The 23,103-nt window shown below is 63.6% G+C and carries 18 protein-coding genes; 14 read left to right on the top strand and 4 right to left on the bottom strand.

Going from position 1 to position 23,103, the window contains the following annotated elements:
* The first annotated feature begins 177 nt into the window (after positions 1 to 177).
* From ACR30Z_RS11980 to ACR30Z_RS12010, 7 genes are all read left to right on the top strand, one after another.
* Positions 178 to 1,458 (top strand): sensor histidine kinase, encoded by a 1,281-nt coding sequence (locus ACR30Z_RS11980; protein WP_144648949.1) that lies wholly within the window; start codon positions 178 to 180, stop codon positions 1,456 to 1,458.
* On the top strand, positions 1,455 to 2,111 hold the full coding sequence (locus ACR30Z_RS11985) for a response regulator (RefSeq protein WP_144648947.1): 657 nt from the start codon (positions 1,455 to 1,457) through the stop codon (positions 2,109 to 2,111). Before ACR30Z_RS11980 ends, ACR30Z_RS11985 begins: the two co-directional genes overlap by 4 nt.
* Before the next feature lie 112 nt (positions 2,112 to 2,223).
* Positions 2,224 to 6,072, top strand: coding sequence for an NPCBM/NEW2 domain-containing protein (locus ACR30Z_RS11990; RefSeq protein ID WP_434372741.1), 3,849 nt, complete (start codon positions 2,224 to 2,226; stop codon positions 6,070 to 6,072).
* A gap of 115 nt (positions 6,073 to 6,187) precedes the next feature.
* Complete coding sequence (locus tag ACR30Z_RS11995) at positions 6,188 to 8,158, top strand: penicillin-binding transpeptidase domain-containing protein (protein ID WP_434372742.1); 1,971 nt, start codon at positions 6,188 to 6,190, stop codon at positions 8,156 to 8,158.
* A gap of 69 nt (positions 8,159 to 8,227) precedes the next feature.
* Complete coding sequence (locus ACR30Z_RS12000) at positions 8,228 to 9,910, top strand: ABC-F family ATP-binding cassette domain-containing protein (RefSeq protein ID WP_434372744.1); 1,683 nt, start codon at positions 8,228 to 8,230, stop codon at positions 9,908 to 9,910.
* Between the two features lie 218 nt (positions 9,911 to 10,128).
* The gene (locus tag ACR30Z_RS12005) at positions 10,129 to 10,896 is read left to right on the top strand and encodes a DeoR/GlpR family DNA-binding transcription regulator (RefSeq protein ID WP_144648942.1); all 768 of its coding nucleotides are present in this window, start codon (positions 10,129 to 10,131) and stop codon (positions 10,894 to 10,896) included.
* On the top strand, positions 10,893 to 12,080 hold the full coding sequence (locus ACR30Z_RS12010) for an MFS transporter (protein WP_144648940.1): 1,188 nt from the start codon (positions 10,893 to 10,895) through the stop codon (positions 12,078 to 12,080). The genes ACR30Z_RS12005 and ACR30Z_RS12010 overlap by 4 nt, the downstream gene beginning before the upstream one ends.
* Here the strand turns inward: ACR30Z_RS12010 and ACR30Z_RS12015 are convergent.
* On the bottom strand, positions 12,025 to 12,729 hold the full coding sequence (locus tag ACR30Z_RS12015; RefSeq protein WP_434372746.1) for a phosphatase PAP2 family protein: 705 nt from the start codon (positions 12,727 to 12,729) through the stop codon (positions 12,025 to 12,027). The two genes, ACR30Z_RS12010 and ACR30Z_RS12015, sit on opposite strands and share 56 nt — an antisense overlap.
* 79 nt (positions 12,730 to 12,808) lie before the next feature.
* Between ACR30Z_RS12015 and ACR30Z_RS12020 the strand changes: the two genes are divergently transcribed.
* The 5 genes from ACR30Z_RS12020 (at position 12,809) to ACR30Z_RS12040 (ending at position 18,266) form a co-directional block, all read left to right on the top strand.
* Complete coding sequence (locus ACR30Z_RS12020; RefSeq protein ID WP_434372747.1) at positions 12,809 to 14,311, top strand: bifunctional phosphatase PAP2/diacylglycerol kinase family protein; 1,503 nt, start codon at positions 12,809 to 12,811, stop codon at positions 14,309 to 14,311.
* Between the two features lie 157 nt (positions 14,312 to 14,468).
* Entirely contained in the window at positions 14,469 to 15,413 is a 945-nt protein-coding gene (locus tag ACR30Z_RS12025; RefSeq protein ID WP_434372748.1) for an ABC transporter ATP-binding protein, read from the top strand.
* 2 nt (positions 15,414 to 15,415) lie between these two features.
* Positions 15,416 to 16,267, top strand: coding sequence for an ABC transporter permease subunit (locus ACR30Z_RS12030; protein ID WP_144648933.1), 852 nt, complete (start codon positions 15,416 to 15,418; stop codon positions 16,265 to 16,267).
* A 20-nt stretch (positions 16,268 to 16,287) separates the two neighbouring features.
* A complete protein-coding gene (locus tag ACR30Z_RS12035; protein ID WP_144648931.1) occupies positions 16,288 to 17,577 on the top strand; it encodes a sensor histidine kinase in 1,290 nt (429 codons plus the stop codon).
* Positions 17,574 to 18,266 (top strand): response regulator, encoded by a 693-nt coding sequence (locus tag ACR30Z_RS12040; RefSeq protein ID WP_144648929.1) that lies wholly within the window; start codon positions 17,574 to 17,576, stop codon positions 18,264 to 18,266. Before ACR30Z_RS12035 ends, ACR30Z_RS12040 begins: the two co-directional genes overlap by 4 nt.
* A 118-nt stretch (positions 18,267 to 18,384) precedes the next feature.
* On the opposite strand, the gene ACR30Z_RS12045 is transcribed toward ACR30Z_RS12040, so the two are convergent.
* From ACR30Z_RS12045 to ACR30Z_RS12055, 3 genes are read right to left on the bottom strand one after another with little or no spacing between them, the layout of a single operon-like run.
* Positions 18,385 to 18,957: a flavin reductase family protein gene (locus ACR30Z_RS12045; protein WP_434372751.1), complete on the bottom strand. Its 573-nt coding sequence runs from the start codon at positions 18,955 to 18,957 to the stop codon at positions 18,385 to 18,387.
* A 2-nt stretch (positions 18,958 to 18,959) separates the two neighbouring features.
* The gene (locus ACR30Z_RS12050) at positions 18,960 to 20,006 is read right to left on the bottom strand and encodes a methionine synthase (RefSeq protein WP_144648926.1); all 1,047 of its coding nucleotides are present in this window, start codon (positions 20,004 to 20,006) and stop codon (positions 18,960 to 18,962) included.
* A 20-nt stretch (positions 20,007 to 20,026) separates the two neighbouring features.
* Entirely contained in the window at positions 20,027 to 21,019 is a 993-nt protein-coding gene (locus ACR30Z_RS12055; RefSeq protein WP_434372752.1) for a DUF1852 domain-containing protein, read from the bottom strand.
* 123 nt (positions 21,020 to 21,142) lie between these two features.
* On the opposite strand from ACR30Z_RS12055, the gene ACR30Z_RS12060 reads away from it, so the two are divergent.
* Together ACR30Z_RS12060 and ACR30Z_RS12065 are read left to right on the top strand one after the other, a co-directional pair.
* Positions 21,143 to 22,084: a LysR family transcriptional regulator gene (locus ACR30Z_RS12060; RefSeq protein ID WP_434372753.1), complete on the top strand. Its 942-nt coding sequence runs from the start codon at positions 21,143 to 21,145 to the stop codon at positions 22,082 to 22,084.
* 72 nt (positions 22,085 to 22,156) lie between these two features.
* Entirely contained in the window at positions 22,157 to 23,083 is a 927-nt protein-coding gene (locus ACR30Z_RS12065) for an intradiol ring-cleavage dioxygenase (protein WP_434372754.1), read from the top strand.
* Positions 23,084 to 23,103: the final 20 nt, after the last annotated feature.

The following is a 23,103-nucleotide window of genomic DNA, read 5'->3' on the forward strand; positions in this document are numbered from 1 at the left end:
TGCGGGCTTGGTCCCGGCACCATCAACTCTTCCGAAGACGGGTAGGGAGGACATCGGGAGCCGGATGGATTGGCCGGCGCCGAGGGGTTGAACCGACGATCATCCGAAAGGTTGATTCAGGCTCCAGGACGTGGATTCCGGGCCGTTCGGGAGGTGGCCGGGGATACGCTGGGAGGCATGCAGACCCCCGCAGGCGCCGCCACAATCCTTCGCGTGCTGCGCGTCTGCCTGCACGTGGGTTTCGCGGTGCTGCTGCTAGTGGCGATGGTGCGGTTGCTGACCGGTGTTGGAACTGCCGGGACACCCTCTCCGATGACCGTGGTGGCTGGCCTGGGATTGTCCGCCCTCCTGGCGCTGGTCTACCTCGCAGGAACCATCCTTGAGAAACGCCACGCAACCGACTCCTCGCGGTTCAATCCCTCGATGTATGCACGCTTGTGGCTGGGCGCCGTGATGCTGCTGTGGCTGCTGCTCCTGCTGGTCAGCAGCGACTTCGCCTGGGTCGCTTTCCCACTGTTCTTCCTGCAGTTGCACCTGCTCCCCCGTCGCCTGGCATTGCCGGCTATCGCAGCGAGCACCGCCCTGCTGGTGGGCGCCTTGTGGTTCCACAGCCGGGGATTGTCCGACGGCGGCCTGCAACTGGCCATGGTTCTGGGGCCGGTGTTCGGGGCCGGCTTCGCTGTGGTCACCGGACTGGCGTACCGGGCACTGTTCCTCGAGGCGGAGAACCAGCGGATCGTGGCTGACGATCTCCGCCGGACCCGGGCGGAACTTGCCAAAACACAGCACGACGCCGGGACCATGGCCGAGCGCGAACGGCTGGCCCGGGAAATCCACGACACGCTGGCGCAGGGCTTTTCCAGCATTGTCCTGATGGGCAGGTCCGCAGAGAAAGCACTGGAGGGCGGCGACGTGGAGACGGCGCAGGAGCGGCTGAGGATCGTCCAGGACACGGCGTCGGCCAACCTGGCGGAGGCGCGCAGTTTCGTGCGGGGACTGCGTTCGCCGGACCTTGAACAGTCCGGGCTGGTGGACACGCTGCGTCGGCTCTGCGAAAAGACCGAGACTGAGGCCGCTGCCAGGGGTACGGCGTTGCGCTGCCGCTTCGAGTTGGTTGGTACGCCTGTGGAGCTGCCCAATACGTACCAGACCACCCTGCTCCGGGCCGCCCAGGCATCCCTCGCGAACGTGTGGGCGCACGCCCACGCGCGCGCCGCCGTCGTGACCCTGTCCTTCCTTGGCACGGAGGTGACGCTGGACGTTTTCGACGACGGCATAGGTTTCCAGCCGTCGACGGCGGCCGGTACAGCACGCGGCGACGGCACCGGCGTCGGGCTTCTGAGTTTGCGTGAGCGGCTTGCCGCTTTGGACGGCAGCCTGGAGATCGAGTCGGCTCCTGGTGAGGGAACCGTCGTGGCGATGCGAGTGCCCTTACCTGCGGGGGAAGGTGCCGTATGAGTGACATTCGTGTCCTGCTGGTGGACGACCATCCGGTGGTCAGGGCTGGTCTCCGGGCGATGTTGGCCGACTTCCCCGGCGTAAGCGTGGTGGCGGAAGCGTCCGACGGTGATGCCGCATTGGTTGAGCTGAGCAAGCTGCACACGCTCGGCGAGCCCGTGGACCTGGTGCTCATGGACCTGCAGATGGGCGATGGCATGGACGGTGTGACGGCCACCGGGAAGATCAAAGCGGGTGAGGCCGGCAGCCCCCCTCCACCCGTCCTGATTCTGACGACGTACGACACTGACGCCGACATCCTCGCCGCAGTGGAGGCCGGCGCCAGCGGCTACATGCTGAAGGACGCGCCGCCGGAGCAGATCCGGCAGGCGGTCCTGTCCGCCGCGGCCGGTCAAACGGCGTTGGCGCCTGAAGTTGCGGCCCGGCTTATGGGCCGCATCCGGAATCCCTCTCCGGCATTGAGCGGCAGGGAGGTCCAGCTGCTGGAACTGCTGGCCACCGGCATGAGCAACCGTGCCATGGCCAAGCAACTCTTCATTTCCGAGGCCACGGTGAAGACCCATTTGGTGCACATCTACTCGAAGCTCGGCGTGGATAATCGCACGGCTGCCATCGCCGTCGCGACGCAACGCAGGATCATCCGCGGCCATTAGACCCCGCCAATTTTGGTGAAACGGTTGACCTTTCGCCTTCGAGCGGTGACGATTAGTGCACGTTTCGCTATGAGTTAGATCACAAACTGTCACTCGTCGAAAGTTGGCTCACATGTCCGCACCCTCCTTGGGTCTGTCCGGAGCTGCCCCCAACAGCTTCGGACGCACTAGAAAAAACTCGTTAGCCAGGAAGGTCGCATCCCTCGGCCTCGCCTCGCTGCTTCTCGCAGGAACCATCCCCGTCCTCACCTTTGCCGCCGCCGCCAATGCCGCACCCGGTGATCCCGCGGCGATCAAAGCCGTTACCCCGGAAGTACCCGTCGATGCTGCCGGAGTACCCCTCGGGGCAGTGACCGGCTTTACCCAGTCCGGCCACGTCGTCGACCTCTCCACCGAAAAGGGCGCCATCCGCGTCACGTTCCTGGACGACGGTAACTTCCGTTTGGAAGCCGATCCCAGCGGAAAATTCACGGACCCGGCCAATACCGACCAAGGCGACCCGGCCAGGACCGCCAACATCGTGGTGGGCAAAGACAAGTTCCCTGGCACCACGCCCACGGTCACCGACGGCGACTGGCTGGTCCTGAAAACTGCAAAAATCAGCGTCGAGATCAACAAAGCCTCCACCCAGCTCCGCGTCGTCAGGGCTGACGGTTCCCTGGTCCTGGAAGAGTCCGCTCCCATCACTTTTGGGGCAAATTCGGCCACCCAGCACCTTGCGCAGCAGGACGGTGAACAATTCATCGGCGGCGGCATGCAGAATGGCCGCTCCGTCCACACCGGCGCACTGATCAACATCGCCAAGAACTTCGACTGGGACGACGACGGCTACCCCAACGCCGTGCCGTATTACATGTCCTCCAAGGGCTACGGCGTCCTCCGCGACACGTTTGCCCGCGGCTCCTACAATTTCGCGGGCGAACCGACCACTACGCATGAGGAAAAGCGTTTTGACGCCTACTACTTCGTGGGCGATTACAAGCAGTCCCTGGGCGCATACACCACGCTGACCGGCAAGCCGATGATGCCACCGGTCTACGCCCTGGAATATGGCGACGCTGACTGCTACAACCGCTCAAATCCGGGCTATTCGTCCTCCGGTTACGGCGATCCCGACGGCGCCAAGCAGAAAACTCCCGACGCCATCAAGACCGCACGGAAGTTCGTTGAGAACGACATGCCCGCCGGCTGGATGCTGGTCAACGACGGCTACGGCTGCGAGTACCAGCAACTCCCGGAAACCGTGAGCAACATCGAGGACGAAGCCGACCTCAAGGTTGGCCTCTGGACGCAACGCTCCCTCACCAACCAGGAATATGAAGTGGGCGAGGCCGGAGTCCGGCTCCGCAAGCTGGACGTCGCATGGGTGGGCCAAGGCTACCGCCAGGCCCTCACGGGCTGCGAGGCTGCCCACGGTGGTATCGAGCAGTACTCGAACGCCCGCGGCACCTCCCTGATGGTGGAAGGCTGGGCCGGCTCCCAGCGGTGCGGCATGCAGTGGACGGGTGACCATTCAGGAAACCTCGACGCCGTCCGCTGGCAGGTCTCGGCCCTCACCGGCGCCGGCAACTCGGGCCTGGCATTCACCACCGGCGACGTTGACGGCATCTTTGGCGGGTCCGCCGAGTCCTACGTCCGCGACCTCCAGTGGAAAGCCTTCGCTCCGGCGCTGTACTCCATGTCCGGCTGGGCCGCGACGGACAAGCGCCCGTGGCTCTACGGCGATGAGGCAACAGCCATCAACCGCCAATACCTGCAGCTCCGCCAGCAACTCATGCCCTTCATCTACTCCTTGGCGCAGGAATCCTCCACCACCGGCGTCTCCATGATGCGCTCCATGGCCCTCGAATTCCCTGACCAGCAGTGGTCCTACGGGGCCGAAGCGAACAACCAGTTCATGCTTGGGTCCGATTTCCTGGTGGCACCGGTCTTCACCCAGACCGACGTCCGCAACGGAATCTTCCTCCCGGCAGGACAGCAGTGGGTGGACTACTGGACCGGCAAGCTCTACCAGGGCGGCCAGATCCTCAACGGCTACAACGCACCCCTGGACAAGCTGCCTGTATTCGTTCGTGCCGGAGCGGTGATCCCGCAAGGCATCGTGGCCCGCAATGCGTCCTTGGTCCCGGAAGACTCCATGATCACCTTGGACGTCTACGCCAAGGGCCAGGACACCTTCACGCTCTATGAGGATGACAAGGTCACCCGCGAATTCAAGGACGGCAAGTCCTCCAGCCAGCTCTTCTCCGTGGATGCGCCAGGTACCGGCAACAGCAGCGTCAAGGTGACAATCGGTGAACGGACGGGCGAATACACCGGCAAGGCCGCAGCCCGCCCCTACGAGCTCAAAGTCCATGCAGGCGCGGCACCCAAGGACGTCAAAATCGGTGGAACCAAACTCACCCAACACACCACCCAGGCTGCTTACGCAGCTGCGGCAACCGGCTGGTACTTCGACGAGGCCAACAACGGCACTATCTGGGTAAAGACCGGGTCCATCGCTTCCAACCAGTCCGCAACGGTTCAACTCCAGCAGGCCGGCCCGCTGGGCGGCAAGAGCCAGGAAGACACCGCAGCGGAAGTCCGCGTGACCACCGGCCAGCAGGTCTTCCAGGACCAGGAAACCACCGTCACCGCGGCATTTGTGAACACCGGAACCAAGGCCAAGACCAATGTGGTCCTCACCCCGGTTCTTCCCGAGGGCTGGACTGTTGTCTCTTCCTCCGGCGCGACGGCGGCCAAGGTCGAAGGCGGCGCCACAACCACTGCCACGTTCGTCATCAAACCCGGCTCCAGCGCGAAGGCGGGCCAACAGACCGTGCGGGTATCGGCGTCGTACACTGCTTCCGGCTCCAAGCAATCGGTGACCGGCGGCAACCAGATCTATGTCGCCTACGGGTCCTTGGCTGCGGCCTACAACACCGTCTCCATCACCACGGTGGCGGGCAAGGCGCTCGGAAACTTCGACGGCGGAGGGGCCACCTTCGCTGCCGAGCAGCTGGCTGCCGCCACGGTTCCGGCGGGCGGTGTCAGGCCGGGCAGTACGGTAACGGTGGATGCCGGGAAGCCGACGCAGGTGGACTACACATGGCCGGTCGTGGGACCCGATGTCCCCAACTCGGTGGCGCTGTCCGCGCAGACCATCGCCGTGAAGGGCAAGGGAACGCACTTGGCTGTCCTCGGATCGGCCGCGGTGGGCAATGGAACGAGCCCTACGTTGACCTTGACGTATGCTGACGGATCCACTGAGAAACAGTCCATCTTCTTCCCGAACTGGCTTCAGCCCTCAGTACTGAACGGCGCCCTGCTCGCAGTTTCCGAACAAGGCCGCAACAACGCCAACGGTCCGTCGCCGGAGTACACGCAGTACAAGTACCAGGCGTTCTCCAACACGGTGCGGCTTAACCCCACCAAGGAACTGGCCTCCGTCACCTTGCCCACCGACACCCGGGTGAAGTTCTTCGACTGGAAGGTGACCTCGCAGCCGCTGCCGGACGTTCCGCATGGCTCGGTGTTCGCCTCGGAAACCCCGTGGGTCCAGGCATTGAACGGTTACGGAGTAATCGGCAAGAACGTGGCCAACAAGGACTCCGCGTCGTCCCCGGACAAGCCGCTGGCCATTAACTACACTGATCCCGCCACCGGTCAGCAGCCTGTTTTCTCGAAGGGCCTCGGCGTGCATGCTGCCTCCAAGATCACCTATTACCTGGGTGGCAAGTGCACTTCGTTTACGTCGCAAGTGGGCCTTGAAAGCGGCTTCGGCGGCAACATCATCTTCAAGGTCAACACCGACGGGGTGAACAAGTACCAGTCGCGCACGTACACCCCGGGATTCGCTCCGGAATCGGTGTCCGTTGACCTGACGGGCGTGGCATATGTGGAATTGGCTGTTGACCCATCCGGTTCCATCAATGGCGCACATGGTGTCTGGGGTGATGCCAAGTTCACCTGTGCCCCGTAAGTCGCTTGTGCTGACAGCCGTCGCTTGCCGCCTCTTTCCGGGGGTGGCAGGCGGCGGCTGTCCGTCTGCTGGCCGGGACAAGAAACTGTCAGGGGAACCGGGCATAATGTCGCAAATGGGGAAAACACGAAACCTTGTCCTGGGCCTTGTAACGCTCGTGATGGCTGGCTCACTGACTGCCTGTGATGACGGCCGGGCCGGCGCGGAGGGAGCAGCCAAGCAGTTGGCGTCCTCGTTGTCAGCGCTCGACGTCGGCCAGATCGCCGTCGACGGTAAAGACGCTGCCGCGGCCAACGATGAACTCAAGGCAGTTTTCGAGGGGCTCGACGCCAAACCGTCAGTGCAGTCCGGTGACGTCAAGCTCGACGGCGACACCGCCACCTTCCCTTTGAGCTACAGCTGGAACATCGGTTCGGCCAAGTGGGAGTACAGCTCTGAGGCCACCCTCAAGAAGTCGGGCGACAAGTGGGCGGTTCAATGGGGTCCTGCCCTGCTGGCACCCCAGCTTTCCGAAGGCGAGACTCTTTCCGTTAAGACTGTCCCTGCCCAGCGTGGTCAGATCCTGGGCGCCGGTGACGCTCCGATCGTTGAGGACCGGCCCGTCTTCCGCGTGGGAGTGGACAAGACGAAGATACCTGCCGAACAAGCAGACGCCTCAGCGCGGGCCATGGCTGCCTTGCTGGGCCTGGACGCCGAGGAATACGCCAATCAGGTTGCTGCTTCGGGGCCACAGGCGTTCGTGGAGGGCCTCGTCCTCCGCGCCTACACAGCTGACATCACCGAAGCCAAGATCAAGGCCATTCCCGGCGGTGCAAGCATCCTGGATTCCATGGCCTTGGCTCCCACCCGAACCTTTGCCCGGGCGTTGTTGGGCAGCGTGGGCCAAGCCAGTGCCGAACAAATTGAGAAGTCCAACGGCGCATTGCGTGCGGGAGACACCACCGGAACCGGCGGGCTGCAGCAGAAGTACGACTCCCTGCTCCGCGGCAAGGATGGCGTGGAAGTCATTGCGAGTTCCGAGGCCAAGTCCGAAGGCGAAACGCCCGGCACCAAGGTGTTCTTCTCCTCACTGCCTGCTCCCGGCACCACGCTCAAGACCACCCTTGACCTGAAACTGCAGCAGTTGGCTGAGGAAACGTTGGCCGGAGTTGGGCCGGCATCAGCCATCGTGGCACTGAGGCCCTCCACCGGAGCTGTCCTGGCTGCAGCTTCAGGACCGGGCAGCAACGGCTACAACACGGCCATGCTCGGGCAGTACGCTCCTGGTTCCACCTTCAAGATCGTCGATTCACTGGCGATGTTCCGCAACGGTGCCACGCCCGATTCCAAGGTGGAATGCCCGTCCACCCTGACCGTTGACGGCCGCACCTTCAAGAATGCAGAGGGCTACCCAGAGACCTCGCTGGGTTCCGTGCCGCTGATCGACGCTTTCGCACACTCGTGCAACACCGCCTTCATCAACGCCCGCGACACCGTCAGCCAGGACCAGCTCGAGGCGGCAGCCCAGGCCTTGGGCGTGGCGGTAGAAGCTCCCAAGCTCGGCGCAGACGCATTCCTGGGCTCCGTACCCGGCGCCGCTGAAGGTACCGAGCACGCAGCCTCCATGATCGGCCAAGGCAAGGTACTCTTTTCGCCGCTCTCTGCCGCCATCATGGCCGCTTCCGTTGGCAACGGCGCGCCTGTTTCGCCGCAGCTCGTGCTGAACGCCGACGCAGCCCAAAACTCCAGCCCCGGCGCGACTCCCACGGAAAGTGGCAGCGCATCGCCGTCGTCCGCTTCTGCCGCGGCAAGCGCCGCTCCGGCGTCCACCAAACCGATCACCAAGGAGGAAGCCACTGCGCTCTCCAGCATGATGCGGGCCGTGGTGACTTCCGGCCACGCCGGCTTCCTCGCGCAGGTTCCGGGCGCTCCGGTTGGAGCGAAGACGGGTACGGCGGAATTCGGCAACGACGATCCGCCCAAGACGCACGCGTGGATCGTCGCTACGCACGGTGACCTGGCGGTTGCAGTCTTCGTTGAAGACGGCGGGCTGGGGGCGACCACCAGCGGGCCGTTGCTGAAGACGTTCCTTACGGCGGCGGGCTGAGCGGAGGTGTGACGGCGGTTCCGGGTATCGCCGTCGAGCGTTAATAGCGCGCCGTGGGAGTATTGAAACGTGGCCCATATTGACGTTTCCGGCATCGACTACTTCCTCTCCGACGGCACCCAGCTGCTCAACGGCGTGACCTTCAAGGTCCCGGACGGCACCAAAACGGCGTTGATCGGACCCAATGGAACGGGTAAGACAACGCTGTTCAAGATCATCTCCGGCGACCTCACGCCGGACGAAGGCGTTGTGGGCCGGTCCGGGAACATGGGCATCATGCGGCAGTTCGTGGGCCAGGTCCGCGATGAATCCACAGTCCGCGACCTCCTGGTTTCCACCGCGCAGGCCGGGCTCGCCGCTGCTGCCAAGGCGGTTGAGGACGCAGAGCTCGCCATGATGGAGCATGACGACGAGCCCACCCAGATGAAGTACGCGCAAGCGATTGTGGACTGGGGAGATGCGGGCGGCTATGACGTGGAGACAGTCTGGGACGAAGTCTGCATGGCTGCGCTGGGAATTTCCTTCGACAAGGCCCAATTCCGCCGCGCCTCCACGCTGTCCGGTGGCGAGCAGAAACGCTTGGTGCTGGAAGCACTGTTCGCCGGTCCGGACGAGCTCCTGCTCCTGGACGAACCAGACAACTACCTTGATGTGCCCGGCAAGCGCTGGCTGGAGGGCAAGCTCAACGAGTCCAAGAAGACGGTGCTGTTCATCAGCCACGACCGTGAGCTGCTCAACAACGCTGCCGGCCGAATTGTCACGCTCGAGCCCGGCATCAATGGTGCCGGTGCTTGGATCCACGGTGGCGGCTTCGGCTCGTATGTAGAGGCCCGTGCCGACCGTAACGCCCGGTTCGAAGAACTGCGGAAGCGCTGGGACGAGGAGCACGTCAAGCTCAAGGAACTCGTCAACATGTACAAGAACAAGGCCGCGTTCCGCTCGGACATGGCCAACAGGTACCAGGCAGCGCAGACCCGCCTTGCCAAGTTCCTGGAAGCCGGGCCGCCTGAGGCACTGCCCATCGAGCAAAACGTGAAGATGCGCCTCAAGGGTGGCCGCACGGCCAAGCGTGCCGTCGTGGCCGAAAAGCTTGAATTGACCGGTCTCATGAAGCCGTTCTCCACGGAGATCTGGTTCGGCGATCGGGTAGGCGTGTTGGGTTCCAACGGATCGGGCAAGAGCCACTTCCTGCGGCTGCTCGCTACCGGCGGCACGGATCCGGAACGGGAGCACCTGCCGGTGTCCGACGTCGTGATTGCCGAAGTGCCGCACGATGGAACCGTGAAGCTGGGTGCCCGTATCAGGCCCGGGTTCTTCGCTCAGACCCACGTCCGCCCGGATCTGCTGGGCCGGACGTTGCTGGAAATTCTGCACCGCGGTGACGAACACCGCTCGGGCCTCCCCCGCGAGGCTGCTGCCGGGGCGCTGGACTCCTACGGACTGGCCGGCCAGTCGGAGCAGAAGTACGAGTCCCTGTCCGGTGGTCAGCAGGCGCGTTTCCAGATCCTGCTGCTTCAACTCTCCGGTGCCACTCTCCTGCTGTTGGACGAGCCCACCGACAACCTGGACTTGCACTCCGGCGAGGCTTTGGAGCGGGCTATCGATGCTTTCGAAGGCACGGTCCTGGCCGTCACCCACGACCGTTGGTTCGCCAAGTCCTTTGACCGTTTTCTCATCTTCGGCTCTGACGGCAAGGTCTACGAATCCGAGGAACCCGTGTGGGACGAGAAGCGCGTGGAGCGCGCCCGGTAGTTCCGACGCTCTCTCACATCCCAACGCTTTCCGGTAAACGCTCTTGCACTTGCTGCAGGAGCGTTTCCGTTTAAGGGGTGGGATGTGAGAGAGCGTCCGTGGTTATGGGGTGGGATGTGAGAGAGCGTCCGTGGTTATGGGGTGGGATGTGAGAGAGCGTCCGTGCGCAAATGATCACCTGGCGTGATTAAATGCGCAGGCCTTGCTAGGGTTAAAGAATGGGAACTGCTGACCGCCACCGGCTCATTGGCGAGCTGCTGCGCACACGCGAACAAGCCACCGTTGATGAACTCGTCGTTGCGACGGGGGCCTCCGGGGCCACCATCCGCAGGGACCTTGAGATTCTCGCAGCTCATGGAGTCCTGAAACGCGTCCACGGGGGCGCCCGAAGTTTGGTGGCGCGTGGAGACAACCCGGGCTACGGGCAGCGCGAACTGGAAGACCACGAGGCCAAGGACCGCATAGCCAAGGCCGTTGACGGGCTCATTAGGGACCGGGAGCACGTGTGGCTGGACAGTGGCTCAACCGCAACAGAGATCGCACGCAGGCTGGGAAAACGCGAACTCACCGTCATGCCCATGTCCCTCCATGGCGTCGAGGCCCTGACCAGCACCAAGGATGGCCGGCCGCCCGAACTCATCCTCCCGGGAGGCAGCCTCGTCCCGGGCGAGCAGTCCTTCAGGGGACCCATGACGGAAGCCAACATCCGCTCGCTAAGGTTCGACACCGCCGTCGTAACCCCCTGCGCGCTCAACCTCAAGGACGGCCTCCTGGCCCACGACCTCGATGATGCGGCGGTGAAGCGTGCCGGGCTGGAATCTGCGGCGCGCGTGATCGTCGCATCGTCGGGAAGCAAATGGAATGCCAGTGCGGTTGCCTTGGTGGCAGCCATGGATACCGTGGACGTCATAGTGACGGACCTGGAACCATCCCCCGAAGATCTTGCCCGGCTCGACAAACTCTCCGTGGAAGTTGTGATTGCATGACCACCAGCACCAGAAGCACCACCAACGTCAACGCCGCAGCGGTGGCGACGTTCCTGATCTTCGGCATGAACGGTCTGGTCTTCGCCAGTTGGGCTGCCCGCATTCCGGCCGTGACCGAGGCTCTCAGCCTGACGTCCGGCCAGATGGGCACCCTGCTGCTGTGCACCGCCGTCGGGTCCCTGCTGGCCCTGCCGTCCGCTGGGTGGGTGGTGGGCCGGATCGGCACCGCGAACACCGTTCGTGTGGCGGGCATCGTGGCGGGAGCCGCGGGCGCGGCGATCGCCTTCTCGCTGATGGCCGCCTCGGTTCCGGCGACGGCGATTGCCCTCTTCTTCTTCGGGATTGGTATCGGCCTGTGGGATGTGGCCCAAAACATTGAAGGCGCCGACGTTGAGCACCGGCTCAAGCGCACCATCATGCCGCAGTTCCACGCGGCGTTCAGCGGCGGCGCCTTCCTGGGCGCGCTGATCGGCGCCGGACTCTCCCAGCTGGGTGTCGGCCTGCCCGAACACCTGCTGGTGATTGCCGCCATTGCCGTCGTCCTTGCGCTGACGGTCCCCCGGTACTTCCTCCCGCACCAAGCCGCAGAAATTCACGACGGCGGCGCGCCGGTTGAGAAGGGACCCACGGCATGGCGGGACGGCAGGACGCTGCTCATCGGCGTCGTGGTCCTGGGTGCGACCCTCACCGAGGGCGCAGGCAACGACTGGATCGCAAAGGCTGCAGTGGACGGCCTGGGAGCCTCGGAATCCACCGGTGCGCTGCTGTTCGCTCTGTTCGTCCTGGCTATGACGATCATGCGTTTCCTCGGTGGCAAGGCGATCGACAAGTTTGGCCGAGTGACGGTTCTCCGGGCCAGCATGGCTGCCGCCGCCGTGGGGCTGGCGCTCTTTGTTTTTGCCGGCAACGTGGTCTTGGCCGGAATTGGTGCAGCCCTGTGGGGGATTGGCGCGGCGCTGGCCTTCCCCATGGGCATGTCAGCCGCCGCGGACGATCCCAAACATGCCGCAGCCCGCGTCTCCGTGGTGTCCACCATCGGCTACATCGCGTTCCTTGCTGGACCGCCGCTGCTGGGCTACCTCGGTGACCACACCGGCATCCACTTGGCCCTGCTGGCCATCGGAGCGCCTATTCTGCTCGCTCTGCTGCTTGCCGGCGTTGCAAAGCCCTTGCCGCCCAAATAGTCTTACCGTCGGCTTCTGCATTCTCCTTGATGCATATATCGCGGAAGCGCCACCAGAGCAGCAGAACCACTCCAGCGGCCAGGCAAGCACCACCCAGGACATCGCTGAGCCAGTGGGCGGACAGGTAGGTCCGGCTGACCATCATCGCAATGACCCCAATAGCTGCCAGCAACGTCATCCACCAGCGTCCGATCAGGATCACCAGAACCACGAGGAATGCCGTAGTGGCCGATACATGCCCTGAAGGGTATGAACCCGTATCGGTCAGAACCCGGGCTCCTTGAGGGCGATCACGGCCCACTACGGCCTTGGCCAACTGCGTAAGGGCCAGGGCGGTGATACCGGACGTCGCAGCAAAGACGGCCGCCATGGGGCGCTGCCACACCAGGAGCGCAATCGCGAGCACCACGTGGAACGCAAGGATCCCCGCGTACCCGGCCCAATTGAGTATGGCGTTCACGCTGTCCCAGAAGGGCGAGTGCAGGGTGAACGAGTAGGCCTGCCACGTGGTATCAACGGCGTTGAATGCAGGCTCGCCCTGCCCCGTCAGCAGCATCGCGGCCGGCACCGCGAAGGCGCACAGCAGGAGCACCCCGGGTGTGACCAGTTGCCAACTTGGCCGTTGGCGCGGAAGCAGGACACGAATCATCCATTCATCGTAGCCACGGCTGCTGGGCGTACATCGCCCGCTTTCGGGGCACGTCGCACAAAAGGGCTACTGTGATGGGATGCGAGGCTTCGTGGGCAAGGGACCCAAACGTGTTGCGAGATTCGACCACTTCCTGGTGCGGGCTGTCTCCCGGCAGCCCCAAGGCGATCACGATGTCTTCTTCCGGAGGCTCTCTTCCGCCGCAACCAAGGGAAAGCTATGGTTCGGCATCGCGGGGATCATGGCCACGTTCCCCGGCAAGCCACGCAGGGCCGCACTTCACGGATTGCTGGCGCTGGGCGTCGCCTCCGGCGTCACCAACCTCATCTTCAAGAAGGCCCTTCCCAGAACCAGGCCGCTCCCGGAGCATCTCCCCCTCTTTCGTTTCGTCAATCCGCAGCCCACCAGTTCGTCAATGCCCTCCGGCCACTCCGCTTCCGCTGTGGCATTCGCCGTGGGTGCCGGAATCGTTTCCCCACCGATCGGGACGGCCCTGGCCCCGATCGCCGCGGGGGTTGCCTACTCGCGTGTGCACACGGGTGCCCATTGGCCCTCAGACGTGGTGTTTGGTTCCGCGTTGGGAGCCGGCGCCGCTCTCCTGACCCGCAGGTGGTGGCCGGCCAGGCCCGCCGAACCCACACCTCGCCGTACGCCGGCAGAGGCGCCCGCCATTCACGACGGCGAGGGGCTGAGTATCGCGATCAACGTCATGGGTGGCTCCTACACCCCCGAAACGGGCGAACTCCTGAAAGTTATATTCCCGAAGGCTTATATACGCGAGATCGCTGAAGGGGACGATGTTGCGGCCCAGGTGGAGGCCGCGGCCACCCGGCCGGGCACCGTAGCGCTTGGCGTGTGGGGCGGCGACGGAACGGTGGGCACTGCGGCGGCTGCCGCCGTCGAGCATTCACTGCCGCTCCTGGTGCTGCCGGGCGGAACGCTCAACCACTTTGCCCGCGACCTTGGCACAAGCTCCATCGATGACGCGATCGAGGCAGTGACCAAAGGTCAGGCGGCGGCCGTTGACCTGGGGCATGTTGTGGTTCAGCGGGGCCTGCCGGAGAACCCTGAGACCAGCGAGCTGGCCATGCTCAATACCGCCAGTGTGGGCGTGTATCCCAATCTGGTCCGCCGCAGGGAACGGCTTCAGCCGGCCATGGGCAAGCCGCTTGCGAGTGTGGTGGCGTCGTTGCGCACCTTCGGCGTGAACTCCCCCACCACCCTCACCGTGGACGGCGTCAAACACAAGCTTTGGATTCTCTATATGGGCCGTGGAAGGTTCTACCCAAGCGACCATGCGCCGCTTCGCAGACCGGTGTTGGACGACGGTGTGTTCGACCTCCGCATGATCACGGCGGATGAGCCCTTTGCCCGGGCACGGTTGTTGTGGGCCGTCGTGACTGGCACGGTTGCAGCGTCCAAGGTCACCCATCTGACGGAAGCTACGGAGATCACTATTGAGGCGATCGGGCAGCCGTTGGTCCTGGCGGTGGATGGGGAACCGAAGCCAGGGGTCCGCAGTGCTACGTTCACGGTCAAGCCGCGGGAACTGCGGGTCTACTCCCCCCTGCCAACAGCTTAAGGCGGCTGGGCGCGGGGGAGGTCATCCGCGAGGACTACCCTGACTGAACCCTGAATCATCCCTGAGACAGGCGATTTACTTCCCCTCCGTGAGTAGCGTTGTGAGTACATTCAAAACTCACTTGCACACTCATGTGCTCCGAGGAGGGAACGCTTCCATGATCGAAGCAAAAGGCCTGACCAAGGTCTACGGCGAGAAGACCGCCGTCGGCGGCGTCAGTTTCACTGTCCAAGCCGGACGGGTGACGGGCTTCCTGGGCCCGAACGGTGCCGGCAAGTCCACCACTATGCGCATGATCATGGGGCTGGACTCTCCCACGGCAGGTTCTGTGACGGTGAACGGCGAACCGTTCGCCCAGCACAAGGCGCCCCTGCGTGAAATCGGTGCCCTGCTGGATGCAAAGGCAGTCCACACCAGCCGCACCGCCTACAACCACCTGCTTGCCATGGCCGCAACACACAGCATTCCCAAGAGCCGGGTCCATGAAGTCATCGAGATGACCGGCCTCAGCGACGTTGCCAAGAAAAAGGTCAAAGGGTTCTCGCTCGGAATGGGTCAGCGCCTCGGCATCGCCGCTGCGCTGCTGGGCGATCCGCAGACCATCATCCTTGACGAACCGGTCAACGGCCTCGACCCGGAAGGCGTTGTCTGGGTCCGCAACCTGGTCAAATACCTGGCTTCGGAGGGTCGCACGGTGTTCCTGTCCAGCCACCTCATGAGTGAAATGGCGTTGACGGCGGACCACCTGATCGTGATCGGTCGCGGCAAGATCATCGCCGACGCCCCCATTGCAGAAATCATCACCGGCAAGGGCCAGGCCCGGACACGCGTCCGCACCGACCAGCCGGAGCGGTTGATGCAGCTGCTCGCCGGCACCGGTGTTTCCGTTGAAGTCTACGAGCGCGAGCTGCTGGAAGTTTCCGGGCTGGATCCCCGCGGCATCGCCCGGACCGCCTTGGACAACCAGGTCATGGTTTACGAGCTCACACCGCTCCAGGCCAGCCTGGAGGAGGCGTACATGGAACTGACCAAGGACGAGGTCGAATACCACTCGCACATCACCACCGGGGCCTCGGCTCCCGCCCAGGCCGGAGGGAAATAGACATGAGCACCACCACTGTGGACCGCAAGTCCATCCGCAACTCCGTCGGTCCCGGACCGGCGTTCCACCGCGTACTCAACTCGGAATTCATCAAGTTCCGGACCCTGATGTCCACCCTCATCCTCCTGGCCTCCACGGCGCTGGTGATGGTGGGCTTCGCAGCTCTCTCCGCTTGGGGAACGGGCCAGTTCGCAGAGCAGGTTGCCAACGACCCCGAGGCCGCCGCCGCCATGGCAGCGCAGGGCGGGGACCTGGCCGTCAGCATCCCCACCTCCGGTATCTCCTTCGCCCAGCTGATCCTCGGCTCCCTGGGCGTCCTGCTCATGAGCTCCGAGTTCACCACCGGCATGGCGCGCTCCACGTTCGCGGCCGTTCCCAAGCGGCTCTCGCCGTTCCTGGCCAAACTCATCGTGGTCATGGTCAGTGCCTTCCTCCTGACGGCGGTGTCCATCTACATCGCTGGACTGGTGTCGCTCCCCATCGTTGATAACTACGACCTCAAGCTGGACCTTGGCAGCTCGCAGTCCGTGAAGCTCCTCTTGGTCAACAGCCTCTACGTGGCGGCCGTGGCAGCCATTGGTATGGCGCTTGGCACGATCGTCCGCAACTCGGCAGGCGGCATCATGAGCCTGGTGGGGCTCCTGTTCGTGGCCCCGATCGCCTTCCAGCTCATTCCCGGCGACTTCTTCAAGGAAGCCAACAAGTACCTTCCCACCAGCACCATCAGCCCGTTGACCGCCGTCGAGCATGTTCCGGAAACGTTGGAAGCGTGGCAGGCGGCCCTGGTTCTGGGCGCCTGGGTAGTGGTGCCGGTTGCACTGGCCATGGTCCTGCTGAAGAAGCGGGACGTCTAGCCTCCGTCTAGGCTCAATCCATGACTGAAGCTCCACAGGTGAAGGACGCGCCGGCCACTGCGGCCGACGCGTCCTTCGCTGAAATTGCCCAACGCCGCAGGGGCAGGATCCGGCGCTACTTCTACAAGCATCCTCGCGCCATGGATGCCGTGGTGGTCCTCTGCTACGTGCTGTTGGCACTGCCCACCATCATTCCGTCGGCCATCGACGGTAAATGGCTTGTAGTTGCCATACTGCTGTTGATCGCCACTGCCCTGATCTTCAGGCGCCGGTTCCCCCTTCAGGTGGTTCTCGCCGTCGGTCTTCTGGAGATAGCGGCCACCATCCTCAACCCTTGGGGTTCCAACGTCTCGGCAGGCCTGTGGTTTGCCCTGTATGCGCTGGCATCCCTCCGGGGGCGAGGGATGTCACTGGTGGTTTTCGTGGCGGCAAGCCTGCCGCTGAGCCTTCTCTACCTGTTCATGTGGACGAGTCCCAGCGAGATGGACAACCTGCAGGACGTCCCGGAAAACTTCCATCTCATCAACAACATCGCCACGGCCGTGACCATCATGCTGTCCAACCTCCTGGCAACAGGCATCGGCATTTCGGTGCGTCAGCGCAGGGAACACGAAGCGGAGATCGCTGCGTGGGCCGCACGAACCACGCAGCTGGGCAAAGTCACCGAACGCAACCGGATCGCCCGCGAAATGCACGACGTCGTGGCGCACTCCTTGACTGTGATGATCAGCCTGTCGGACGGCGCGGCGGTGGTGGTCAAGAAGGACCCGGAACGTGCCGGTGAGGTGCTGAGCGAGCTGTCCCGAACCGGCCGGGCCGCCTTGGCGGATATGCGCCGCGTCCTTGGGGTCCTGCGGGATGATTCCGGCCGGCCTGCACCGCTGACCCCGCTGGAGTCGGGGCATAACCTCTCAAAGCTCCTTGAGGGGTTCCGAACGGCCGGCCTGCCGCTGCACTACGCGCACACGGGGCCGGGCCTCCCTGCCGATCCGGCGTTTGAACTGACCGTTTACCGGATTGTGCAGGAATCCTTGACGAACGTCCTGCGGTACGGGCGGTCGCTCAGCCGCGTTGACGTCCAAGTGGCTCGCGACGGCGACCTGGTCACCATTGACGTGTTCGACGACGGCCGTGGAACCCGTGAGGGTGGTGGCGAATCCGTGGGCAGCCTGGGGACGGGCCAAGGCATCGCTGGAATGAACGAACGCGCCGGAATCTATGCTGGAATCGTTACTGCCGGTCCCAGCAAAAGGGGAGGCTGGGCGGTCCACGCCGAGCTCCGCTGGAACGGCGACAAGGGGGAATCATGACCGAAGACATCATCAAAGTGCTGCTGGTGGACGACCAACCACTGCTGAGGATGGGCTTCCGGCTCATTCTTGAAGGCGAAGAGGACTTCCACGTGGTGGGCGAGGCCTCGGACGGCATTGAGGCCGTGCGCCGCGTTGAGGAGTTGCAGCCGGACGTGGTGCTGATGGACGTCCGGATGCCCGCCATGGACGGCATCGAGGCAACCCGACGTATTTCGGACTCCGGTTCCGAGGCCCGGGTCATCATCCTCACCACGTTCGACCTGGACGAGTATGCCTTCACGGGGCTGCAAGCCGGAGCTTCCGCGTTTCTGCTGAAGGACGTTGCCCCCGCTGAGCTGGTCCATGCCGTGCGCTTGGTGGCCAGTGGTGACGCGGTGGTCGCTCCGCGGGTTACGCAGCGGCTCCTGGAAACGTATGTCCGAGGGGGAGCTGTTCCCGGTCATCCGCCCACTCCCCACCGGGACCCGCTGCTGGACGAACTCACTCCGCGGGAAACCGAGATCCTCACGACCATCGCGGAGGGCCTGTCCAACGCGGAAATCGCCCACAAATTCTTCCTGTCCGAGGCGACGGTGAAGACCCATGTGCGCCGGATTCTCAGCAAGTTGCAGTTGCGGGACCGGGTGCAGGTTGTGGTTTACGCCTACGAAACCGGACTCGTGGTGCCCAGCAACCCCGATTACTGACCGATCAGTAGATCCGGCCACATATCAGTTCTGGCCGTGCCATGAGGACGACGGCGGGAGTTATGCTCCCGCCGTCGTGCGCCGTTCTTCTTGCTGCCTCGCGATGTTGGCGCGGCGCTCAGCCCTCATGCTTGGAGTGTTCGCCCAAACGGTGCCATGAGCGGTTGTGATAGACCAGGGCGTCGCCGGGTTCGCCAGCATGGACGTCACGCATCACGCGGGACTCCAGGGCGTGAACGGCGATGATGGTGGAGGTCCCCACCTCCATGCGGTTGATGACGGCGCAGCGCACCCAGGCGCGGACATCGTCATACACCGCTTCGCCGGTTGGAAGGGTGGACCAGCGGTGTGTCTGGTCAAAGCGGTCGGCGCCGGGGGTTGCTCCAAACTTCGCCAAGTCGATGTCGTGCGCGTCCAGCAGGTGCACGACGACGGTTTCGGCGCGTGAAAGCACCTCGGACGCAGAGGACAGTGCCGAGACCGAGAAAATCAGCAACGGAGGTTCCGCGCTCACTGACACCACCGACGATACCGTCAGCGCCACCGGACCCTCGCCGGCATCCGCCGTGATGACGGCGACACCTCCCGGGTGGCCACGGAACAGTGCTTTGAATTCGTCGGCCGAGAGGGAGGACGGGAAGCTTTGCTTCGGAGCCTCGAGCCAAGTGTCAGTGGGGTAGGCGTGAAACATGGTTATGACACCCCGGGGGCGGAGCGGGCGAGTTCCTCGCGAATGATGTTCGTCCCTGCGCTGAGAGCACTCAGCTTGGCCAATGCGACGTCCCGGGGGAAAGGTGCCATGCCACAGTTGGAGCTGGGGATGAGCTTGTCCGCATCGACGAACTGCAGGGCCTTGCGGAGGGTGTCGGCGACCTCCTCCGGGGTCTCGATGGTCTCATTTGCGACGTCGATTGCCCCGAGCATGACCTTCTTGCCGCGGAGGAGCTCTATGAGGTCCATGGGCACGTGGGAGTTCTGGCACTCCAGCGAGATGATGTCGATGCTGGAGCTCTGCAGCAGCGGGAACGATTCCTCGTACTGCCGCCACTGTGAGCCGAGCGTCGCCTTCCAGTCAGTATTCGCCTTGATTCCGTAGCCGTAGCAGATATGCACGGCGGTCTCCGCACGCAATCCCTCTGCCGCTCTCTCCAGCGCAGCCACGCCCCAGTCCTTGACCTCATCGAGGAAGACATTGAACGCAGGCTCGTCGAACTGGATGATGTCCACCCCGGCCGCCTCCAGTTCTTTCGCCTCCTCGTTCAGGATCGCGGCGAACTCCCAGGCCAGCTTCTCGCGGCTCTTGTAGTGGTCATCGAAGAGCGTGTCCACCATGGTCATTGGACCGGGAAGAGTCCATTTGATCGGCCGGTCTGTGGTTGCGCGGAGGAACTTCGCGTCTTCGACGAATACCGGTCGCTCGCGGCGCACCGCTCCGACGACGGTGGGCACGCTCGCGTCGTAGCGATCGCGGATGCGCACGGTCTTGCGCTGTTCAAAGTCGACCCCACTGAGATGCTCGATGAAGGTGGTGACGAAGTGCTGACGGGTTTGCTCGCCGTCGCTGACGATGTCGATGCCGCGCCGGGTCTGTTCCTGGATGGCGATGCGCAGAGCATCCTGCTTGCCTTCGAGCAGCGCATCTCCCTCCAGTTTCCAGGGCGACCAAAGAGTCTCCGGCTGTGCGAGCCACGATGGTTTCGGCAGGCTTCCGACGACGGTGGTGGGCAAAAGTGTGTTCATGATTGACGTTTCTCCGGGGGTCAGTTGACGAGGGCGGGGTATTTGGCGGTCCACCGGTCCAACAGGTCCTTGTGGGGAGCAATGAAGTGCTCCTCCGTGTACTTCGCCTGCTTGACTGCGAGCTGACTGCGCTCGACACGGTCGTAAGCGATCCCGGTCCGCGAGTAATCCTGCTCTCCCAGGCTCGGCTGGTAGACGGCGGCGGCGGCGGAGTTCGCGTTGTAGACCTCCGGGCGGTAGATCTTCTGGAACGTCTCCATGGTGCTGATCGTGCCGATGAGCTGCAGGTTGGAGTAGTCGTTGAGCAGGTCGCCGCGGAAATAGAAGGCGAGCGGCGCGACGCTGCCGGGTGGCATGAAGTAGCGGACCTGCAGCCCCATCTTTCCGAAGTACAGGTCGGTCAGCGAGAAGTCGTCCTGCTGGTACTCGACGCCCAGGACCGGGTGACGGTTTCCGGTGCGCCGGTATGTCTTGCTCGTGGAGACGCTGATGCAGACCACTGGCGGCTGCGGGAAGCGTTCCTGGCATTCCGGGGAATCGAGGAAGTGCTGGAACAGTTTGCCGTGAAGATCGCCGAAGTCCTCGGGAATGGTGGGCTTGCCTGAGTCGCCTGCTGCCGCTGGCAGTACGACGCTGAAGTCGAAGTCACGGACGTAGGAGGAGAAGTTATTCCCCACGATCCCTTGGTGGCGGACCCCGTTCAGCTGGTCGACGATCTGGATGTCCAAAACCTCGAACAGCGGAAACTGCTGATCCGTGGCTTCAGTGGGGAGCTGTATCTGCACGGAGACGATCTCAAGCTCGAGCGTGTAGCGGTCCCGGTGCGGGTTGTCCCAGGCTGCGAGATCGTTGAAGCGGCGCCGCATCATCGTCAAGGCGTTGCGAAGGTTCTCCTGCCGATGCTCGCCCCGTGCCAGGTTGGCGAAATTCGTCGTGATCCGGGAGCCTTCCGACGGCGAGTAGTCCTCGTCGAAGCGGGTGGTGGTGATGCTGAAGCTGAAGTCGTCTGCCATGCGCTGCCAATCCGTTGGTGATGGGCCGGAGACGGCCTTTCAGAAGGGGATGTATCCATGGTGCAACCTTCCTGGGGATATCGGGTAACTAGGCCCTTCTATGCATTCATATAGAATTTCCCTATGCCCCAGATTTCGAGCGGTCTGACCCTGCAGCAGCTCCGCTACTTCATAGAAGTTGCAGCGGAGGGGTCGATCTCAGCGGCTGCCGATCTTCTCTACGTCGCGCAGCCGACAATGTCCGCGGCGATGAAGGATCTTGAGGCCCGGGTGGGCCGTTCGCTCCTGCTTCGCTCCGCCCGCGGGGTAACCCTCACCGCCGACGGGGCAGAGTTCCTCGGTTATGCGAGGCAGGTCGTCGAGCAGTTCTCTCTCCTTGAGCAGCGCTACCTTGGCAGGCCACCACGGCGACGTCTGCTCGGGGTGTCAACGCAGCACTACTCGTTCGCGGTCGACGCCTTCGTCCGGATGGTCAAGGCCAGTGACGTGGCCGAATACGAGTTCTCGCTGCGCGAGTCCCGCACCTGGGACATCATCGAGGATGTCCGGACGCTCCGCAGCGAGATAGGCATCCTCTACCGGAACGATTTCAACCGGAAGATTATCGACAAGCTGCTCCGGGAGTCCGGGCTCGCGTTCACCCCGCTTTTCCTCGCCGATCCGCACATTTTCATTTCACGGCACAACCCGCTCGCCTCAAAAGAGCGCGCGACCCTCGATGATCTCGCCGGCATGCCGCGGCTTACTTTCGATCAAGGTGCGAACAACTCCTTTTACTTCGCCGAGGAGATTCTCTCCACCATGTCCAGTAAGCAGGAGATCCGGGTCTCTGACCGTGCGACGATCTTCAACCTGATGATCGGGCTCCACGGCTACACGATCTCCACGGGCATTATCAGCGGGGAGCTCGATCCGGAGATCGTCGCCATCCCGCTCGACGTTGACGAACGCATCGAGATCGGCTGGATCGGCCACGCAGCAATTCCGCTCACCGACCAGGCGCAGCACTACCTCAAGGAACTGCGGGCCGTCGTCGCTGAGTTCGGCGTGGCGCTGATCGACTGACTGGCTGAGATTCACAGGCCTGCCACAGTTCTCCCATGTACAAGGCATAGGCGGCGCGCGTTTCATGGAGGCATGACTTCTCCTCAACAGTCCTCCCAGGAACCCATGGATACCGGGCAGCCCCACCCGAACCACGACCGCGGCCTGCAGTTCGATCTGTCTACGCTCCTGAGTCGGCGCCGCACCTTGGGAGTTCTCTTCGGAGCAAGTACGGCGGCAGCCCTCGCAGCCTGTACGCCGAGTACGGGAGGTGGCGGCGCGACGCCGTCGGGCACCACCAGCGCAACAGCCACGGCGACGGAAAGCACGACGGCGGTGGCCTCCCCGACAGCGTCGGCCACCAGTACCGTGACCCGTGCGTTCGCTGAATGCGGTGTAGAGATCCCGGAAGAAACCCTGGGCCCCTACCCGGGTGACGGCTCGAATGGTCCGAACGTGCTCGAGACATCCGGGGTTGTCCGTCGCGACATCAGGTCCAGCTTCGGAACGTCCACTACCAAGGCCGAGGGCGTGCCTTTGACAGTCACCCTGACGTTGCTGGACAACGAGAATGGCTGCTCCCCGCTTGCAGGCGCTGCCGTGTACGCCTGGCACTGCGACCAAAACGGCAAGTACTCGCTCTACGATTCCGGGCTGGAGAACGAGAACTACCTGCGGGGCGTGCAGGAGGCCGACGCCAACGGGCAACTCACCTTCAGTACCATCTATCCCGGTGCCTACAACGGCCGTTGGCCACATATTCACTTTGAGGTATTCGAATCCATGAGCAACACCACGGCGGCCGGTCAGGTGCTGACGGTCTCGCAGATCGCGCTCACCGAAGCGGCATGCAAGGCGGTCTACGCGACTGCAGGCTACGAATCCAGTGCCCGGAACTTCCCGAATACCACCCTGACCTCGGATAACGTCTTTGGTGACGATGGCGGCATATACCAGTTGGCGACTATGTCTGGTTCCGTTGCGGGCGGCTACACGGCCGCCTTGAACGTCACCGTTTAGCCCGGCCGACAGCGAAAGCG

It is taken from the genome of Paenarthrobacter sp. FR1, from assembly GCF_051106045.1.
Lineage (GTDB): Bacteria > Actinomycetota > Actinomycetes > Actinomycetales > Micrococcaceae > Arthrobacter > Arthrobacter nitroguajacolicus_A.